Source organism: Sediminibacter sp. Hel_I_10, assembly GCF_000688335.1.
Taxonomy (GTDB): domain Bacteria; phylum Bacteroidota; class Bacteroidia; order Flavobacteriales; family Flavobacteriaceae; genus Psychroserpens.
On record NZ_JHZX01000001.1, the window covers coordinates 2980470 to 2999838 of the forward strand.

Annotated in this window: 15 protein-coding genes; 8 read left to right on the forward strand and 7 right to left on the reverse strand. The window is 37.5% G+C overall.

Annotated elements, in window-relative coordinates:
• Window positions 1–59: 59 nt before the first annotated feature.
• The 6 genes from rodA to purH all read right to left on the reverse strand — a co-directional run bounded on the left by rodA (window position 60) and on the right by purH (window position 7461).
• Window positions 60–1340 (reverse strand): rod shape-determining protein RodA, encoded by a 1281-nt coding sequence (gene rodA, locus P176_RS0113525; RefSeq protein ID WP_026755206.1) that lies wholly within the window; start codon window positions 1338–1340, stop codon window positions 60–62.
• A gap of 2 nt (window positions 1341–1342) precedes the next feature.
• Entirely contained in the window at window positions 1343–3289 is a 1947-nt protein-coding gene (gene mrdA / locus P176_RS19495) for a penicillin-binding protein 2 (protein WP_051605498.1), read from the reverse strand.
• Complete coding sequence (locus tag P176_RS0113535; RefSeq protein WP_026755207.1) at window positions 3286–3792, reverse strand: hypothetical protein; 507 nt, start codon at window positions 3790–3792, stop codon at window positions 3286–3288. Before P176_RS0113535 ends, mrdA begins: the two co-directional genes overlap by 4 nt.
• Window positions 3785–4612 carry a rod shape-determining protein MreC gene (gene mreC, locus P176_RS0113540; RefSeq protein WP_026755208.1) on the reverse strand — a complete coding sequence of 276 codons (828 nt, stop codon included), beginning with the start codon at window positions 4610–4612 and terminating at the stop codon, window positions 3785–3787. The genes P176_RS0113535 and mreC overlap by 8 nt, the downstream gene beginning before the upstream one ends.
• A 27-nt stretch (window positions 4613–4639) precedes the next feature.
• Window positions 4640–5668 (reverse strand): rod shape-determining protein, encoded by a 1029-nt coding sequence (locus P176_RS0113545; protein WP_026755209.1) that lies wholly within the window; start codon window positions 5666–5668, stop codon window positions 4640–4642.
• Window positions 5669–5928: 260 nt separating this feature from the next.
• Window positions 5929–7461, reverse strand: coding sequence for a bifunctional phosphoribosylaminoimidazolecarboxamide formyltransferase/IMP cyclohydrolase (gene purH, locus P176_RS0113550; protein ID WP_026755210.1), 1533 nt, complete (start codon window positions 7459–7461; stop codon window positions 5929–5931).
• 155 nt (window positions 7462–7616) lie between these two features.
• On the opposite strand from purH, the gene P176_RS0113555 reads away from it, so the two are divergent.
• The 5 genes from P176_RS0113555 (at window position 7617) to P176_RS0113575 (ending at window position 16123) form a co-directional block, all read left to right on the forward strand.
• Window positions 7617–8870 (forward strand): ABC transporter permease, encoded by a 1254-nt coding sequence (locus tag P176_RS0113555; protein WP_026755211.1) that lies wholly within the window; start codon window positions 7617–7619, stop codon window positions 8868–8870.
• Window positions 8871–8972: 102 nt separating this feature from the next.
• On the forward strand, window positions 8973–11993 hold the full coding sequence (locus tag P176_RS0113560) for a tetratricopeptide repeat protein (protein ID WP_037348946.1): 3021 nt from the start codon (window positions 8973–8975) through the stop codon (window positions 11991–11993).
• Window positions 11994–12045: 52 nt separating this feature from the next.
• On the forward strand, window positions 12046–12579 hold the full coding sequence (locus tag P176_RS0113565; RefSeq protein WP_026755213.1) for a gliding motility-associated C-terminal domain-containing protein: 534 nt from the start codon (window positions 12046–12048) through the stop codon (window positions 12577–12579).
• A gap of 40 nt (window positions 12580–12619) precedes the next feature.
• Window positions 12620–14344 (forward strand): TonB-dependent receptor, encoded by a 1725-nt coding sequence (locus P176_RS0113570; protein WP_026755214.1) that lies wholly within the window; start codon window positions 12620–12622, stop codon window positions 14342–14344.
• A 144-nt stretch (window positions 14345–14488) separates the two neighbouring features.
• Entirely contained in the window at window positions 14489–16123 is a 1635-nt protein-coding gene (locus P176_RS0113575) for an amidohydrolase (protein WP_026755215.1), read from the forward strand.
• Between the two features lie 49 nt (window positions 16124–16172).
• Here the strand turns inward: P176_RS0113575 and P176_RS0113580 are convergent, their stop codons facing one another.
• Window positions 16173–16877 carry a bifunctional 2-polyprenyl-6-hydroxyphenol methylase/3-demethylubiquinol 3-O-methyltransferase UbiG gene (locus P176_RS0113580; RefSeq protein ID WP_026755216.1) on the reverse strand — a complete coding sequence of 235 codons (705 nt, stop codon included), beginning with the start codon at window positions 16875–16877 and terminating at the stop codon, window positions 16173–16175.
• Window positions 16878–17015: 138 nt separating this feature from the next.
• On the opposite strand from P176_RS0113580, the gene P176_RS0113585 reads away from it, so the two are divergent.
• The 3 genes from P176_RS0113585 (at window position 17016) to P176_RS0113595 (ending at window position 19351) form a co-directional block, all read left to right on the forward strand.
• Window positions 17016–17516 (forward strand): YkgJ family cysteine cluster protein, encoded by a 501-nt coding sequence (locus P176_RS0113585; protein ID WP_026755217.1) that lies wholly within the window; start codon window positions 17016–17018, stop codon window positions 17514–17516.
• A gap of 12 nt (window positions 17517–17528) precedes the next feature.
• A complete protein-coding gene (locus P176_RS0113590) occupies window positions 17529–18431 on the forward strand; it encodes a hypothetical protein (protein ID WP_156033088.1) in 903 nt (300 codons plus the stop codon).
• Window positions 18432–18508: 77 nt separating this feature from the next.
• Window positions 18509–19351: a sterol desaturase family protein gene (locus P176_RS0113595; protein ID WP_026755219.1), complete on the forward strand. Its 843-nt coding sequence runs from the start codon at window positions 18509–18511 to the stop codon at window positions 19349–19351.
• The last annotated feature ends 18 nt before the right edge of the window (window positions 19352–19369 follow it).

Sequence of the window (19369 nt, forward strand, 5' to 3'; positions counted from 1 at the left end):
GTTGCTTCTCAAACTTGATCTCTATTTCAAGTAACAAAGCATTCCTATTGATTTAAAAGTTACCACTCATTAATCTTATTGCTATCCAACTTTACAAAAATAAACAGTAAAATGGTAAAGCCCCAGAGTCCTGAGCCGCCATAACTAAAAAAGGGAAGAGGGATACCAACCGTTGGGATTAATCCCATGACCATTCCAGTATTGATCGTAAAATGTATAAATAATATAGAAGCCACGGCGTAGCCATACACTCGGCTAAATTGCGATTTTTGACTTTCAGCAAGAAAAAGGACTCTTATAATCAAGGTCATAAATAATACCACTACCAAGGCGCTACCTAAAAAGCCCCATTCTTCTCCAACGGTACTAAATATATAATCGGTGTGCTGTTCTGGTACAAACTTTCCAGTGGTTCGTGTGCCTTCTAAAAACCCTTTGCCAGAAAATCCACCGGAGCTGATGGCCTTTTCAGATTGAATGAGGTTATAAGCCTCTTCCTTTTTCATTAGCTCTAATTTCAACGGATCTTTCTCTAAACGCAACCATAGGCTAATTCGGTTTTGTTGATGAGGTTTAAGTCCATTTTCGTAAAATAATTTTACACTATAAGCAAAACTGACGGAAACGATGAGGAGCAAAATGCTGTGTAATAATGCTTGTCTTTTTTTTCTTCTATATAAGTAGATGCAAAAGAGTACAATAAAGGCCATTGCGGCGGTCACTAAAATTCCAAATTTTAACGCTACAATAGCTAAAATAATTATAGATATCGCAATGCTCAAATAGATTTGCTGAAGGCCTTCTCTGTAGAATACAAAAAAGAAGGCGGCGTAAACCAATGTTGAGCCAGCATCATTTTGAAGTAAAATCAATGCGGCAGGTAGTATGATAAGACCCACGGCTTTAAGCTGATCTTTCATGGTGGACATATTGGTCTGTAGATCGCTCATATATTTAGCTACAGCCAAGGCCGTAGCAAATTTGGCAAACTCGCTAGGTTGAATGGTCATGCTGCCTATGCCATACCAAGAGCGGGCGCCGTTCACATCTTTTCCAAAGATAAATAGCCCCACTAAAGACAACATGGCTACGATGTAGATAATACTGGCAAAGCGTTCATAAAATTTAGCTTCTACAGATAGAATTAAAACAATCAAAATAACCGTGAGACCTATAAACATGAGGTGTTTGCCATAGAGTTGATTGAGGTCAAAGTAACTCGTAACCTCTCCAACGTGCGAAGCCGACAATATGTTAACATACCCAAAGCCAACGAGCAATAAGAATAAAATAATGGTCAGCCAATCAAATCGAAATCCTCTATCTGTTTCTCTTAGCATAATTAGCTATCTGGGGTATTTGAACCTAAAGGTATGGATGTATTCGGGTCAAGGTTGCTTTTAACATTAGGGACCACCTGTAATTGGGTTTGACCATTAATGTTAAACGGTTGACCAGAGTAAGGTTTGGCGTACTCATTTTCTAGACTGTGGGTTAAAATCCAATCTTCCATATCGGTTCTGGTGATGTAGCCCTTGATGTATTTTTCAATCATTAAACTCGCCATACGCCCGGCAAATCGACTGCCCCAATAACCGTTTTCAACAAAAACGGCAATGGCTATTTTTGGATTATCTTTAGGGGCAAAGGCCACAAAAATAGAATGATCTGTCAATTGTGTTTTTACGCTATCAATTTTAACAAAGTTCTCTGCCGTTCCTGTTTTTCCGCAAATGTCTATTCCTGGAATTTGTAGAAATGTAGCGGTTCCTTTATTGTAAACATCAAACATGCCTTGAACAACAGGTTCAAAATGACGTTTCTCTATAGTGGTATATCTCGGTTTAGTATATTTACTATCAATAGTGTCTCCCTCTATGGATTTTATGATATGTGGCGTATAAAAATAACCTCTATTACCTATGGCCGCCGCCATATTTGCTAGTTGAATAGGTGTTGTTTCAACTTCACCCTGCCCAATGGCATTAGATACAATGTAGGTGGAGCCCCACCGATTATCACCGTAAGCACGGTCATAATAATCACCGTCGGGAATACGACCCTTTCTACCAATCTTTAAATCATAGCCTAAATAATTACCAAGTCCAAAACTCTTGGCATGGTCGCTCCATACGTTCATGCCTTTACCGGCGTCATCATATTTATCAATGATTCTTCGGTAGACGTTTACAAAGTACGCATTACATGATTGGGCAATACCGGCATTCATGTTAACCGGACTTGGGTGATGGTGACAACCTGTAAGGCGTCTGCCATTATAATAATAACCTTGTCTGCAAACAAAACGCTCCTCTGTGTCTACAACACCTTCTTGTAACCCAATAAGAGCATTCATGACTTTAAATGGTGATCCTGGAGGATACTGCGCTAATAAAGTTCTATCATATAACGGTTTGGCAATGGTGTCAAAATGTAATTTGGTGTAGTTTTTAGAACGGCTTCTACCCACTAATAAGTTAGGATCATAACTAGGCCCAGAGACCATGGCTAAAATCTCTCCTGAGCTCGGATCTATAGCAATGATTCCGCCTCTTTTATTAGTCATGAGTAACTCACCATATTCTTGCAACTTGGCATCAATAGTAATGGTAATGTCCTTTCCTGGCTGGGGTAACGTATCATAAATGCCTTCTTTATAAGGGCCAATGTTCTTATTAAAACGGTCTTTTTGAATAAATTTGACGCCTTTAACACCGCGTAAGATGGTCTCATAAGACGTTTCAACACCTTGTTTGCCTATGAGGTCACCTAAGTTATAATAAGGTTGCTCTTGGATGGTACGTTGATTGACCTCCCCTAAATCACCAAGCACGTTGGCGCCAATAGAGGTCTGGTAATCTCTAAGCGAACGCTTTTGGATGTAAAATCCTTCGAATTTTCGCATTTTTTCTTGAAGCGCCGCATAATCTTTTTTAGAAAGTTGAGGTACAAAAGGAGAGGGCAACCATGGAGAGTAGTGGTAAGCTCGTTCATAGATACGTTTAAAATCGGCTTTTGTGATTTTTAATAATCTGCAGAATTCTAAGGTATCTAAAGGTTGTACTTCTTGCGGTATCACCATGACATCGTAAGAGGGCTGATTGGCGACTAACAGCTCTCCGTTTCTGTCATAGACATACCCTCGCTTAGGATAGTCATAAACCTTTCTAATGGCATTATCCTCGTAAAGACTGTTTACTGGCTCTATATAGACCTGAAGGTAGAACAATCTTGCTATAAACACGATGCCTACAGTAAGAACGGTAATTAAGAGTAAAAGTTTTCTCATCGTTGTTTGCTACTAAATAGTATTGAAATCAATACACAAAGTATGATAGTAAAAATACTTGAGAATAACGTTTTTTGGAGAATTAAAATTATATCAGAAACGTTAAATATTTCTAAGAAAAACATCAGGAAATGATGTACGATTATAAGGGCCGAAAAGTAGACTAATCGGTTACTAAGATCAGTATTGCTGAACTTTATATTTTGATATTCGTAAACGGTTCCGAAGGAAAATTTAAGCATGGGCGGCCTAATAAAAGCCATGGCAACACTTGCGGCTGCATGTACACCTCCAGAATCTGAAAACAGATCAACCATAAGACCTAACATAAAGCTTAAGAACACAAAAAGTGTTCTATCGTTTTTAACAGGATAGAGAAGAATAAACAGCACGTAAGGATAGGGATTCACGCTTCCCATAAAGTTAACGTGATTAAATACGATGGCCTGTGCTAAGATCAACACAACAAACCTGAAGATGCTATTGAGATTTAGGCTATTCATCTATCGGGTTTTCAAGTTGTCTAATTTCCGCAGCGTCTATGTTCTTAATCACATACGCATGTGCTAGACTCGTCATGTCGTTAAAAAGACTTACGGTAATTGTGTAGGTGTCTCCTCCAGGATCTAAAACAAAACTATCAATTTTTCCTATGGGAATTCCTTTTGGAAAAATGGCAGATTGTCCGCCTGTAGTAATGGTATCTCCTTGTTTTACAGGTGCAAATTTTGAAACGTCAATCATTTGAACCACTTGTGGCGACTTACCGTTCCAAGTCAGGGAACCAATATGATCGGTTGATTTTAGTTGGGCATTGATCTTGCTTTTGGTATTGAGAACAGACAGTACTCGCGCATAGTTTTTGGAGGTATTGTCAATAATTCCCACAATGCCTTTTGAGGTAATCACCCCAAGATCTTCGGTAACGCTATCGTTTTTGCCAACATTTATAGTCAAATAATTTTTGGTATTACTATAGTTGTTGTTGATGACACGGGCGCTTCTAAACTCATATACGCCACTATAAGAGGTGCTGTCTAAAAAGGCGGTGTTCTCTTCTAGAGAATCGTTATTGTTATAAAGTTGCTGGCGTAACCGACTGTTTTCTTCAACTAAGATGTCATTTTGTTCTCTTAGATTAAAATAGCCTGTAATGTCATCTGCACTTTCATAAACACCGCCAGTTAAAAAGTTAGCGGAGTTAATAAATTTGCTTTTATGATAGGAGTGTGACTGGATTGTCAAACCTAGAGAAATCCCAAACAACAGCAGAAACAGAAGGAATACTTTGTTTCTAATTACAAAATTGATGATTTGTTGCATGTTTTATGCGGGTCTTCTTTCTTGAGTTTATTTAATCAATACACTCTTAAATTTAGGAAGGTTTTTAAGTGTAATACCAGTACCTCTAACTACGGCTCTTAATGGATCTTCGGCAATATAGACCGGGAGATCAGTTTTTTGGGATAAACGCTTATCAAGACCTCTTAGCATAGACCCTCCACCTGCAAGATAAATACCTGTATTATAGATATCGGCAGCAAGTTCTGGGGGCGTCTGGGATAGGGTTTCCATCACAGAGTCCTCAATTCTTAAAATAGATTTATCTAAGGCCTTGGCAATCTCACGGTAGGAGATTTGTACTTGTTTTGGCTTACCTGTTAAAAGGTCACGCCCTTGAACACTCATATCTTCTGGAGGAAGATCTAAATCTTCGGTAGCAGCACCAATTTGAATTTTTATTTTTTCAGCAGTGCGATCTCCTACATACAAATTATGTTGGGTACGCATGTAGTAAATAATATCATTGGTAAAGACGTCTCCAGCAACTTTTACAGACTTGTCGCAGACAATACCTCCTAAGGCAATTACTGCAATTTCAGTAGTACCACCACCTATATCAACAATCATGTTTCCCTTTGGTTGCATAATGTCAATACCAATACCAATTGCCGCAGCCATTGGCTCATGTATCAAGTAAACCTCTTTGCCATTAACACGCTCACAAGATTCTTTTACTGCGCGCATTTCAACCTCTGTAATTCCTGAAGGAATACAAACAACCATTCGTAATGCAGGGGTAAATAATTTCTTTTTTAAAGCAGGAATATTCTTGATAAACATACTGATCATTTGCTCAGAAGCATCAAAGTCTGCAATAACACCATCTTTTAAAGGGCGGATGGTTTTGATGTTTTCGTGGGTTTTACCCTGCATCATGTTTGCCTCCTTCCCGACGGCTATAATTTTACCTGAAATTCTATCTCTTGCAACTATAGATGGACTATCAACGACCACCTTGTCATTATGAATAATAAGTGTATTTGCTGTTCCTAAATCTATGGCTATTTCTTCAGTTAAGAAATCAAAAAATCCCATATGTTATGCGAGTATTGTGAGGTTGTTATTTGGCTAGTTGTAAATGTAGTAAAACTAAATAAATATTTATTGAATTATTATTTAAACTCTAATTTAATAATAGGATTAAAATTTCTAAAACAGAAATATAAAAAACCACATCAATTAGCGCTCAAGACTTAAACGTTTACATCTCGAATTTGGATGTTTTAAATTCAAAATTTTGCGTTAATTCTTGTAAAATAAGAAGCAATTCAATCTCTATTTGTGCTTTTAGTCTTTTAGTGTTTGAAATGACGTGTACCGGTCATCACCATAGACACATTGTTAGCATTACAATAGTCAATACTTAATTGATCTTTGATAGAGCCTCCTGGTTGAATAACAGAAGAAATTCCCGCATTTTTAGCGATTTCAACACAATCAGGAAACGGAAAAAAGGCATCACTCGCCATAACAGCTCCTTTTAAATCAAATTTAAAAGATTCTGCTTTATGGATGGCTTGGTTCAAAGCATCTACTCGGCTGGTTTGCCCTGTGCCACTAGCGCATAATTGTTTATTTTTTGCCAAAACAATCGTGTTTGATTTGGTATGCTTGCAAATTTTAGAGGCAAAAAGCAGGTCTTCTAATTCTCGCTCGCTCGGTTTTCCAGTCGTAGCATAAGTTAAATCCTCTACACGATCTGTTTTATGATCTTTGTCCTGAACGAGGATACCGTTTAGACAAGTTCTTACCGTTGTTTCTGCCAGCGGCGTGTCTTTCAATATTAAAAGAATTCTGTTTTTCTTTCCTTTTAAAACCTCTAAAGCTGCTTCTGAAAATTTAGGGGCAATCACCACCTCGCAAAACAAGCTATGAATTTCAGTAGCGGTAGCTTCATCAATTTCGGTATTCGCAATAAGAATACCCCCAAAGGCAGATACAGGATCACCTGCTAAAGCGTCTACATAAGCTTGGTGTATGGTTGTACGTTGGGCGAAGCCACAGGCGTTATTGTGTTTTAAGATAGCAAAAGTTGGATCTTCGCCTTTAAATTCATTGATGAGGTTAACAGCAGCATCTACATCTAACAAGTTATTGTAGCTAAGTTCTTTACCGTGAAGTTTGGTGAAGATCTCATCAAAATTTCCGAAGAAGAATCCTTTTTGGTGAGGGTTTTCACCATAGCGCAAGGTCTTACCATTATGTTCACTTATTTTTAGTGAAGCGATCTCATGGTTGGCATTAAAATAATTGAATATTGCAGCATCATAATGAGAAGACACATTGAACGATTTTGCAGCAAATTGCTTGCGATCTTCTTCTGAAGTTTCACCGTTTTTACTGGTAAGCAATTCTAAAAACGCGCTGTAGTCTTCAACTGATGACACACAAACTACATCGGCATAATTTTTAGCGGCTGCTCTAATAAGAGAAATACCTCCAATATCAATTTTTTCAATAATATCTTGATTGGATGCACCAGATGCTACCGTTTTTTCAAACGGGTATAAGTCTACAATGACCAAATCAATTTGTGGAATGTCAAACTCCTCCAATTCTTTCGCGTCACTTGCATTGTTGCCTCGGTTTAAAATACCGCCAAAAACTTTTGGGTGTAAGGTTTTAACACGACCTCCTAAGATAGAAGGATAAGATGTGATATCTTCTACAGCAACAACATCAATTCCTAAGTCTTTAATAAATTTCTCGGTGCCACCGGTGGAATATATGGTGACGTTTTGATCGTGAAGGGCCTTGACAGTTGGTTCAAGTCCATCTTTACTGAATACCGAAATTAATGCAGATTTAATAGTTTTGTTGTTGCTCATGGTGTTGTTTTGTAGTTGTGTGCTTTAGTGAATTGCAAAAATACATATTATCATAGAGTTTGAGGGAGCATGAAATGCAGTTTATTTGTCTTTTTTTGTAACAATAAAGTGTTGAAAACGTCCTATCTTTATTCTGTTAAATCTTAAAAATTTCCATGCTTGTTTATCTACGGTTATTTTCTGAAAGCTTTTCGTTTGCAATCAATGCGTTACGCACTAATAAGTTGCGTACGTTTTTATCGCTTTTAGGCATTACCATCGGGATTTTTTCAATTATTGCGGTTTTGGCCGCTGTTGATTCCTTAGATAAAAGCATCAAGGGGCAACTGAGCGGCTTAGATTCAAATACGATGTACTTGGCCAAGTTTTCTTTTGGACCTACAGAGGTGCCACGCTGGAAACGCTTACAATTTCCTGAAGTCTCTTATAATGAATACAAATACCTCAAGTCTAATCTCAATGATGTAGAGCATGTGGCATTTCAAATTTTTGCCAGACGTGAAAACATCACTTTTGAGTCTAAATCAGTCAACAGCGTGAATACGGTGGTGGTTAGTCAGGAATTTGAAGATATCCAAGCGCTTAAATTTTCCGAAGGTCGATTTTATAATGAATCAGAGTCGGTTTCAGGCAAACCGGTAGTGGTAATTGGCTCTGAAATTGCCAATCAATTGTTCGGGGCTTTAAATCCGCTAGGTAAAAAAGTGCGATTATATGGTCAGAAATTTTCGGTGATTGGCGTGGTTAAAAAAGAGGGCTCAGGGTTATTTGGTGATAGTAACGACATATCTGTGTTTTTACCAGCCAATTATGTTAGAAATCGCTTTGGGGACAATAATAAGAATATGAATAACATTGTCATCATTAAACCTGCCGAAGATGCCGATGTAGATGAGCTCAAGGCAGAGGTAACGCAGTTGATGAGAAATCAACGAGGATTAAAGCCAGATGATATGGATTCTTTTTTTATAAGCATCATTTCTGGATTGCAAGATGCCATTGACGGCATTATCTCAACGCTAAATGGAATAGGCTGGGTCATCAGCGGATTTTCGCTTTTGGTCGGCGGATTTGGTATAGCGAATATTATGTTTGTTAGTGTAAAGGAACGTACTGCGCTTATTGGGATTCAAAAATCTCTGGGTGCCAAGAATAAATTCATCTTGTTTCAATTCTTGTTTGAGGCTGTTATTTTAGCAGTATTGGGAGGCATTGTTGGCGTGTTATTGGTTTGGTTTGTGTCTTTGGCTGCTAACGCGTTGGTAGAGGATTTTACCTTTGTGCTATCCTTTTTCAATATCTTTTTAGGCTTTGCGCTTTCTTCAGGCATAGGCCTTATTTCGGGCGTTATTCCTGCAATTTCTGCATCAAAATTAGACCCTGTAGAAGCCATAAGAACTGGGATGTAGGTTTTTGCGGAAACTTCAATAATTGACCTCATAATTAATTCCTAATTTTTTCGTTATGCTTAGAGATAAATTATCTTTGGCTCCAATTAAATATTCCTCTTAATGGCTAGTAAACAAATCCTCATTGTATGGTGTTTCTTTATGCTGAATTTTTTCGGCGAAGCCCAACAATCGGCGACATATACCAATGACTTGGTTGACTATCAAAAAGCGCTCACGCTTTATAATAATAAGCAATACCAAGCCGCGCAATCCCGTTTTGAAACACTTAAAGAAGATGCGCCCGCCGAAACTTTAGAATCAGATTGTGCATATTACATCGCTAACTGTGCGGTGCGTTTGAACCAGCCCAATGCAGACCAACTTATCGAGGAGTTTGTAGAAGAGTATCCAACAAGTACCAAACGAAATTCTGCTTTTTTAGATGTGGCTAATTACTATTTCTCTAACGGCAAATATGCCTATGCCAGAAAGTGGTATGATAAGGTAGATGAAAATAGTGTTGCTAGATCAGAGCGTGATAAATTTAACTTTAACTATGGTTACAGTTTATACGAAACTAAGGATGAAGCCGGAGCACAAAAGCATCTCAATAGAGTATTGACCTCTAAAGAATATGGCTCTCAGGCCAAATACTATATTGGTTTCATGGCCTATGAAGGTGATGATTATGATACCGCCAATACTTATTTTGATCAAGTAAGTGACCAAGAAAAATACAAAGAAAAGCTCTCGTATTATCAGGCAGACCTCAATTTTAAATTAGGAAAATTTGAAGAAGCTATCAAATTAGCAAAAGCGCAATTGCCTAAAAGTAATGCACAAGAAACTTCAGAGTTATCTAAGATTATTGGAGAAAGTTATTTCAACTTAGAAAATTATAATGAGGCCATTCCTTATTTGAAAGCGTACAAGGGTAAAAAAGGGAAATGGAACAACACCGACTATTATCAGCTGGGTTATGCTTATTACAAACAAAATGATTTTGAAAAAGCCGTTTCCGAATTCAATAAAATTATTGGTGGTGATAATAGTGTAGCCCAAAATGCGTATTACCACTTGGGCGAGAGTTATATCAACTTAGATAAAAAACAAGAAGCGCTTAATGCCTTCCGAAATGCTTCTCAAATGGATTTTGACCTGAAGATCCAAGAAGATGCATGGTTAAATTATGCGAAGATCAGTTACGAAATTGGAAACCCGTATCAATCTGTGCCGCAAGTTTTGACAAGTTACCTAGAGAAGTATTCTAAGTCTTCTTATCAAAATGAGGTGGAGACCTTATTAATTGATTCTTACATTACCTCTAAAAACTACAAAGAGGCCCTTAAACTATTGGACGGCAAGAGTAGTTTTGAGAATAGGGTAGCCTATCAAAAGGTTGCATTTTACAGAGGCGTAGAACTTTATAATGAAAATGCTTACCAAGAGGCAAGAGATTTGTTTGAGAAATCGATTAAAGAAGGTAAAACGCCAAGATTTACAGCGAAGGCTATTTTTTGGAATGCAGAAACAGATTACATCTTAAGTGATTTTGATGAAGCCCTTATAGGATACAAGCAATTTTTACAACAAAGTGAGATTTCTAAATTAGAAGAATATAGCAACATCCACTATAATTTAGGCTATACCTATTTTAAACTGAAAAACTACGGTAAGGCCACAGAGCACTTTAAGACTTTTATAGATCAATCTAAAGCTGGTAAGCTCCGTCTTAATGATGCTTACTTAAGATTAGGGGATGGCTATTTTGTATCTAGTAATTATGACGATGCCATTGCTGCCTATAAAAAGGCGATAGCGTTGGGTGAGGTAGAGACCGATTATCCCACATTTCAAAAAGCCATGAGCTACGGCTATATTGGGCAAGGTGATACAAAAATGAAAGAGCTCAATGCATTTATCAATAATTTTCCAAAGTCGGCTTTACGTGATGATGCGATGTATGAATTAGCAAACTCTTACGTTAAATCAAACCAATCTGAGAAGGCCATGGCGATGTATGACCAACTGGCCTCAGAATATAACACCAGCATTTTTGTGCCTAAAGCTTTATTGAGACAAGGGTTAGCGTATTACAGTAAAAACGATAATGAGCGTGCCTTAACTAAGTTTAAAAAAGTAGCTGGTGATTTTCCCAATACAGAAGAGGCTTCACAGGCCGTGGCGACTGCTCGTCTTATTTATATTGATTTAGGTCGTGTAGATGATTATGCAACTTGGGTAAGAACATTAGACTATATGGAGGTTACTGATGTGGAGTTGGATAATACCGCCTATCTCGCAGCCGAAAAGCAATATTTAGAGACCAATACAGATGCTGCAATTAAACAATTCAATAAATATTTAGCGACGTTTCCTAATGGGATTCATGCCTTGAAATCGCACTTCTATTTGGCTGAGCTGTATGCTAAAAAGCAGTTGCCAGAAAATGCTAAGCCGCACTATGAATTTGTCGTAGATAAACAAAAGGGAGAATTTACAGAACAATCATTGGTTAAGCTCTCTGAAATTTATTTGAATAATTCTGATTGGGAAGCGTCCATTCCATTACTCAAACGTTTAGAAGTAGAGGCAGATTACCCTCAGAACAAGGTTTATGCCCAATCTAATTTAATGAATGCTTATTATCAGAAGCAGAATTATAAAGAAGCAGAACGTTATGCTGAAAAGACACTCCAAAATTCTAAAATAGATAAAAAAGTGGAAAGTGATGCGCACATCATTATCGCACGATCTGCTATAAAAACTGGAGATGAGTCTAAGGCAAAAGAGGCTTATGCCAAAGTTCAAAAAATAGCAACGGGTTCTCTGGCTGCAGAGGCTTTATATTATGACGCTTATTTTAAAAATCAGGCAGGACAGTATGAGCCATCAAATACCGTTGTGCAAAAATTGGCTAAAGATTACAGCAGTTACAAATTGTTCAGCGCCAAAGGGCTCGTTATTATGGCGAAAAACTTTTATGCGCTTAATGATGCCTTTCAGGCCACTTATATTTTAGAAAGTGTGATTTCTAATTTCCCTGATTTCATAGATGTGGTGGAAGAAGCTCAGCAAGAACTCAACACAATTAAAGCAGAAGAGGCCAAAACCAACGCATCGATACAAACCGAAGATTAAGCGCAAGTCAAGACCTCTTAGCACTCAATAGAATTATAAAGGATTAAAATCAATGCTAAAGCAAATAAAATATTTAGGAATTATCTTCTGTTTTATAACCCTGAGCTCTTGTGGCGACGATGATCGTGATCAATTAGATGAAGTTCAAGATGTGTTCGAAGACTGTTGTTCTCCAGACCCTGTTTATGGTCCTAATGTAGATAATTTAGATCAATCTGCCGGGGAGATCGCTGTTGATAATTTATTTACTCCGAATGGTGATGGCTATCAGGATTATCTGGGTATCGAAAATATCGAATTATACGATAATCATACCGTCTCGATTTTTGATTTTGAAGATAATTTGATTTTTGAGAATGCCGCATATGGAACTGATGGAGAACTTTTTCCTATAGAAGCTCAAAATCAATCCCTGCCATATCCTGATGGAACCTATAAGTATAAAATTATAGTAGAAAATGAGCAGACGTTTTTAAAGTCAGGAACGTTTTGTTTGTTTACCAATAACCCTGTTCTTGAAGAGCAGAATTTTAGTGAATGTGATCCATTAGACGATGGATTTGACCCTATTATTACTGGCCTTTAAGATTGTAATTTTAAAATTTAAAACTTAGAATTAAACGTACATGCAAAAAATATTCAATTATATACTCATCACTGTGTTTACCTTAAGCGCTAGCGCAATTATGGCCCAAGAACGGGATAAGGACACTATTGGTACAGACGTTGTAAACGTTGTAAAAGCGTATACGCCTACTATTGCCGATGCCTTTAAAATCAAAGAAACACCTAACTTAAACGATTCTACAAATCTTCAAAAAAAGGAGATTAAATACAATATCTTTTCTATCCCAGTAGCATCTACGTTTGCACCCGCTAAAGGACGAGCGGCTACGGTTAATAAAGAGAAGCCAGTTAAATTATATGATAATTACGCGTCTTTGGGCGTAGGATCTTATACCACCGTTTTAGGAGAGGTCTATCTCAATCATGAATTAAGCAGAGATGAGCGTGTAGGTGGTTATTTTAGCCACCACTCTTCTCAAGGCGAAATTGAAGATGTTAATTTTGATAATAATTTTTCTGAAACAGGCCTCAATGCCCATTACATCAAAAATGAACGTGATTTCAACTGGAAGGTAGAAGGTGGGTTTCAACTCCAAGCTTATAATTGGTATGGTTTACCAGATCAAGACGTAGAAACATTTGACGTAGATCATTCGTTTTACACGGCTAATATTGGCGGTAATATCAATTTTGAAGATGCTATATTTAAGAAAGCTAGCGTGCTTTATCGACGTTTTGGAGACAATCAAGATTCTGGTGAGAACCGATTCTTGTTAAAGAGTGGTTTTGATGTTCCTGTAAATGGTCAAGAAATTGACACCAAGCTTACCATAGATTATCTTGGAGGTAATTTTGATCGATCCATAATTATTGATGAGGCCCTTAACTACGGAAATTTTAATGTAGGCCTAGCACCAACCTATCAGTTTATTCAAGATGATTTAACCTTAAACCTAGGTGTTAATTTGGTGTATTTTAATGATACCGAAGCTAGTGATAGCAAATTCTTTATTTATCCCAATATTACAGCGAGTTATCGTTTGGTGGATGATGTCATGATCGCTTTCGGTGGAATTCAAGGCGAGTTGATTCAGAATTCTTATTACGATTTTGCTCAGGCCAACCCATTTGTGTCACCAACCCTGTATATAACACCTACAGATCAAGCTTATAACGTTTCCGCAGGTATTAAAGGGAAACTATCTAATGCAATGAGTTATAGTATTAGCGGTAAATATCAATCAGATAATAACCGCGCCCTCTTTAAGTCTAATCCAAGTTTTAGTACAGCACCAGAGTCCTATCAATTTGGAAACTCCTTTGGTGTGGTTTATGACGATTTAAAAACCTTTTCTATTGGTGGTGCTCTAAATGTGGATTTGAATCGCAATCTTAAGGTGGGCCTAAAAGCTGATTATTTTACTTACAATTCTGACGTAGAAGCCGAAGCATGGAACTTACCTGATATTGAAGCCTCGGCATTTGTTGATTATCAAATTGACCAACATTGGTTTGCTGGTGCAACCGTGTTCTATATGGGTGAGCGTAAAGATCAACTAACTGTAGGTTCTGGCCTGGTAACTCCTCAAACTTTTACTTTTGAAACGGTTACTTTAGATAGCTATTTTGATGCGAATGCTCATGTAGGCTACAAAATAAACGATAGGCTCTCTGCTTACATCAAAGGGAATAATTTAGCCGGTAAAAATTACAACCGTTGGTTGAATTATCCTGTTCAAGGCATTCAGTTTCTAGCTGGAGCGACTTACCAATTTGATTTTTAGAACATATCTGAAGTATATAGCCGATTAAAAATTGAATTTTAAGTTTTAATTGTTCGTGATCTTATTTGATCAATAGTGTGATGTTTCGGGTTGTGACAAAAAACTAAATTTAGAAGTTTGAGTCGCTTTGCATACTTTTACATTATGAATAAACTAACCATCCTATTCTTATTGGTGCTTACGGTTTCTTGTACCGAAGAAAAACCTGCTGTAGATAGCATTGTCTTTAATGCTAATATTTATACTGTAAACAACACTTTTGATAAGGCCGAAGCTTTCGCAGTTAAAGACGGAAAGTTTCTAGAAATTGGAACTTCCGAAGCCTTAAAAAAGAAATACCAAGCAGATACACTTATTGATGCGAACGGACAAACCATTTTGCCTGGACTTATTGATGCACACTGTCATTTTTTAACCTTGGGCCAACTGCAACAACAGGTCAATCTAGTGGGCACCACAAGCTTTGATGATATGATCAAACGTGTGTTGGATTTTCAGAATAAACATAATTTACCAGAGATCAAAGGCCGTGGCTGGGATCAAAATGATTGGGAAGATAAAACAATGCCCTCTAAGATCCTTTTGGATAAACTTTTTCCCGATACGCCCGTTGCCTTAACAAGAATTGATGGTCATGCATCCTATTGCAATCAAGCTGCGCTTGATCTAGGAAATGTCACGGTAGATACTAAAATAGATGGCGGAGAGGTTGAAGTGAAAGATGGAAAGCTCACCGGTATTTTAGTAGATAATGCTGAGCAGCTCGTGATGGACCATTGGCCAAAACCGAGTAAAGCACAAACTATAGATGCATTGCTAAAAGCGCAAAGCATATGTTTTGATAATGGGCTCACATCCCTTTCTGATGCGGGACCAGACATCTTTACATCGCCATGGATAGAAACTATTGAGCTTATCGATAGTTTACAGCAATCTGGAGACCTAAAAATAAGATTGTATATGATGGTGCCAGGGATTGCCTCAAATTTAGATTACTACCTTAACAAGGGCACCTATAAAACAGACCGATTGAACGTGCGTTCTTTTAAGTTTTACGCAGATGGAGCGTTAGGTTCTCGTGGCGCATTGCTTAGAGAGCCGTATACTGATCAACCAAACGCGCACGGCATTCCTGTAATGTCTCTAAAAACATTAGAAGAAGGCGCTAAGCGTATCGCCAATTCAGAGTTTCAGATGAATACACATGCTATTGGTGATTCTTCAAACCACCAAGTGCTTAAGACCTATGAGAAGGTGCTAAACGGCAAGACAGATAGACGTTGGCGTATTGAGCACGCACAAGTGGTTTCTCCAAATGATTTTGAGCTATTTAAAAATGTGTTGCCATCCATCCAGCCTACACACGCTACAAGTGATATGTATTGGGCCGAAGATCGTTTGGGCGAAGAGCGAATTGAAAGTGCTTATGCCTATAAACAGCTTTTGGATGTTTATGGAAAAGTAGCCTTGGGTACCGATTTTCCTGTGGAGCAGGTCAATCCGTTTTTAACCTTTTATGCCGCCGTGGCACGACAAGATTTAAAACAATTTCCTAAAGATGGATTTCAAAAGGACAACAGTTTAAGTAGAGAAGAAGCTTTAAAAGGGATGACGATCTGGGCAGCCTATTCCAATTTTGAAGAACAGGAAAAAGGAAGTATTGAGGTTGGTAAGTTTGCTGATTTTGTGATTTTAGATAAGGATATCATGTCCGTTGATATCCATCAAGTGCCATCTACCAAAGTACAAGGAACTTACGTTGGAGGTGAACCGCAATAGTCTTAATTAGGATGAGACAGGACCAATCTGTGCCTTTACGTAAAATAGCTTAATTATTGACAGTGATTCTTGCCAAGTAATCAAAATGCTCGCCATCCATTACTTTCTCGCAGGTTAATCCTAAGGTTTCACAGGCTAGTTGTAATTTTTCAAAATCAAGATAGAGCCATTTCATAGGGTCTTCCTCTTGATCTTTATAACTTAGAAAATAGTCGAGCTCACCATAATAATTAGCATTGGTGTCTATCCAGAGTCCGCCGTCATCATCCTCATACATGTACTCAATATCTGAGGAATCAATCAAAAGTTGACCGTGAGATTTTAAAAGCGATTTTAAATGTTTGAGATATTTTGAGACTTCAGACAGTTCTTGAAATATGCCCGTACCATTCATAAGCAGTAGTATGGTGTCAAAGGTCTTAGTTTCTTCTAAAAGGTCTTTGTGCTCCACATGCTTTACACCACGTTGTTTAGAAACTTCAACAGCACCTTTTGAGATATCAATGGCTTTTACTGAGAGGCCTTGGTTTTGTAGGTACAGGCTATGGCTTCCGGCACCGCAACCAACATCTAGTACATCACCTTTTGCCATATTGAGCGCTCGCTGTTCGAGTTTAGGCATTTCAGAATAACTTCGGAAAAGATAAGGTAAGGGCAAATCATCTTCGCCAGAAATATTGGTAGAAGTCACCAAATCTTCGGTATAATTATTGTTGAAATAATCGAGCAAAGCAGTTCCAAAAAGATCTTTCATAAGAGAATATGAGCTGTTAATGCCTTGAAATTTTAAGGCCTTACGTTTCCGCGATAGCGAAAATAAAATAATTTCAGATTTATATCGCGTTCTTAAGTACTTGTTCTTTCGTTATTTTTGTAAAACAAAACATAGATTGTGAGTGTCGACCCTAATTTAGAACAATTGCCGCAGCTTGCTAAAGACAAGCACAAGGAAAATAAAGCTTTTTTTGCAAAACTAAAAAAGAAGCCACCCAAGCATTTGGATTATACCATGCAGGAACTACATGAAGCCGAATTTGAACGTACCGATTGTTTAGAATGTGCCAATTGCTGTAAAACCACCGGACCTCTATTTACCGATAAGGATATTGAACGAATAGCGAAGTTTTTTAAATTAAGACCGCAACAATTTATAGATACTTATTTAAGAGTTGATGAGGATAAGGATTATGTGCTTCAGGAGGTCCCTTGTGCCTTTTTGGGAGCAGATAATTATTGCTCCATCTATGAGGTGCGACCAAAGGCATGTAGAGAATTTCCACATACCGATAGAAAAAAGTTTCAGCAGATTTCAAATCTAACCATCAAGAATGTGGCCATTTGTCCTGCCGCTTACAATATTGTTGAAGAGATGAAGCGTAGAATAAATTTATAAACCCAACAGAAAATGAAGAGATATCTTATAATAGTTTTGTTGATCTGTATGCCCTTCTCGAGCTCAATGGCTCAAGAGTGGATGACAAGTCTAGATATTGCCAAACGCTTGGCCTTAACTCAAAATAAGATGGTGTTTATGATGTGGGAGGAAGCCACGTACTATCCATTACCTGTAATTTTTAAAGATGAAACCGGTAAAAGTTTTGCTTCTGATAATCTCTTTGGAAATGAAACGATTAATACCATTTTGTGGGAGTATTTTGTGCCTGTGGTGGTCAGTGAAAATCAATATTTGGAGTTATATAAAGACATTAAAGGAAAGAGGAACATAAGTTATATTGAGCGCTTTAATGATGATTTTGTGAAGATTTTGGATCCCGCCGGGACCATTATCAATAAAAATGGAAATTTTGGGTCCTATCTCTATCTTAATGATATTATTGAAAGATATGCTTTGAACACCTCATATTTAAAACAGGAACTCACGAACTACAGTAAAGAGAAAGATTTTTACAGTGCCTATTTTTTGGCATCTAGATATATGGATTTTGCTATTTTTAATAATCAGCCAGTTAGAGATGATATACTCAATCTCTCTAAAATTTATTTGAAAAACGCCAGAGTTTATCTCGTTAATAATTCGCTTGAGAATGAGCCAATCTTAGCACAGCGTACTGATTTATTGGAACTGAAATCATTTCTAATTTCTAATCGGCCAAGAAAGGTGCTTCGAAAATTGAATAGACTTGAAGAGACAGAAATTGAGGAGACCAATGTTTCTATGATAGCATTCTTATACTACGCGGCTTATCAATTATTAGATGATCAAGAGGGGATGGCCGAGTGGAAAGAAAAGGTAGGGTCTCTTAACATCCAAAAGGCACAAATGATAGTCAATATCAATCAAAATTAGGTATTTTAGCTTATAACCTATTGAGGTGTGGTGTTTAAGAAAGCCATCAACTTTGCTTATATTTATAAAAAAATACTTTGGAAACGCTCATCAATTACTTTGAAACCATCCCATCGCTTCACAGAAGTCTCATTCTGGTTGGAGGGCTTACTTTTTTTTGGGTATTGGAAGGCACATTACCATTATTCAACTTTACTTATAAGAAATGGCAACATGCTTTACCAAATATCTTTTTTACCCTAACCACCATTGTTGTCAACTTTTCTTTAGCCTTCTTACTGGTGAAAACTGCGGATTGGGTAAAGGCTTCCGAATTTGGAATTATTAACTGGATTCCTAATTTACCGCTTTGGGCCTATGTGCTGTTGGGCGTTCTATTATTGGATTTCTTTGGGGCCTATTTGGCTCATTATGTAGAGCATAAAGTCAAACCACTTTGGATGGTGCATTTGGTGCACCATACCGATCATAACGTAGATACTACAACCGCTAACCGTCACCATCCTTTAGAGAGCATCATTCGGTTTGCATTTACATTAGCAGGTGTTTTTATAGTTGGTACGCCAATTGCCATTGTGTTTTTATATCAATCTTTGTCTTTAGTTGCCACTCAATTTACGCATGCCAATATTAAATTGCCTAAAAAATTAGATCAAGCCCTGAGTTATGTTTTAGTGTCACCAGACATGCACAAAGTCCACCACCATTATGTTTTGCCTTATACAGATTCTAACTACGGAAATATCTTTTCTATTTGGGATCGGCTCTTTGGGACATTCATGTCCCTGGACCGAGAGACCATTGTGTATGGCGTAGATACATTTCCAGATGAAGTGGCTAATGGAAAAATAGGAGATTTATTGAAGCAGCCTTTTCATAAGTACCGGAAGCCAACCACTTTTAACCATCTAGATTCATGAAATGTCTACTCATGATAA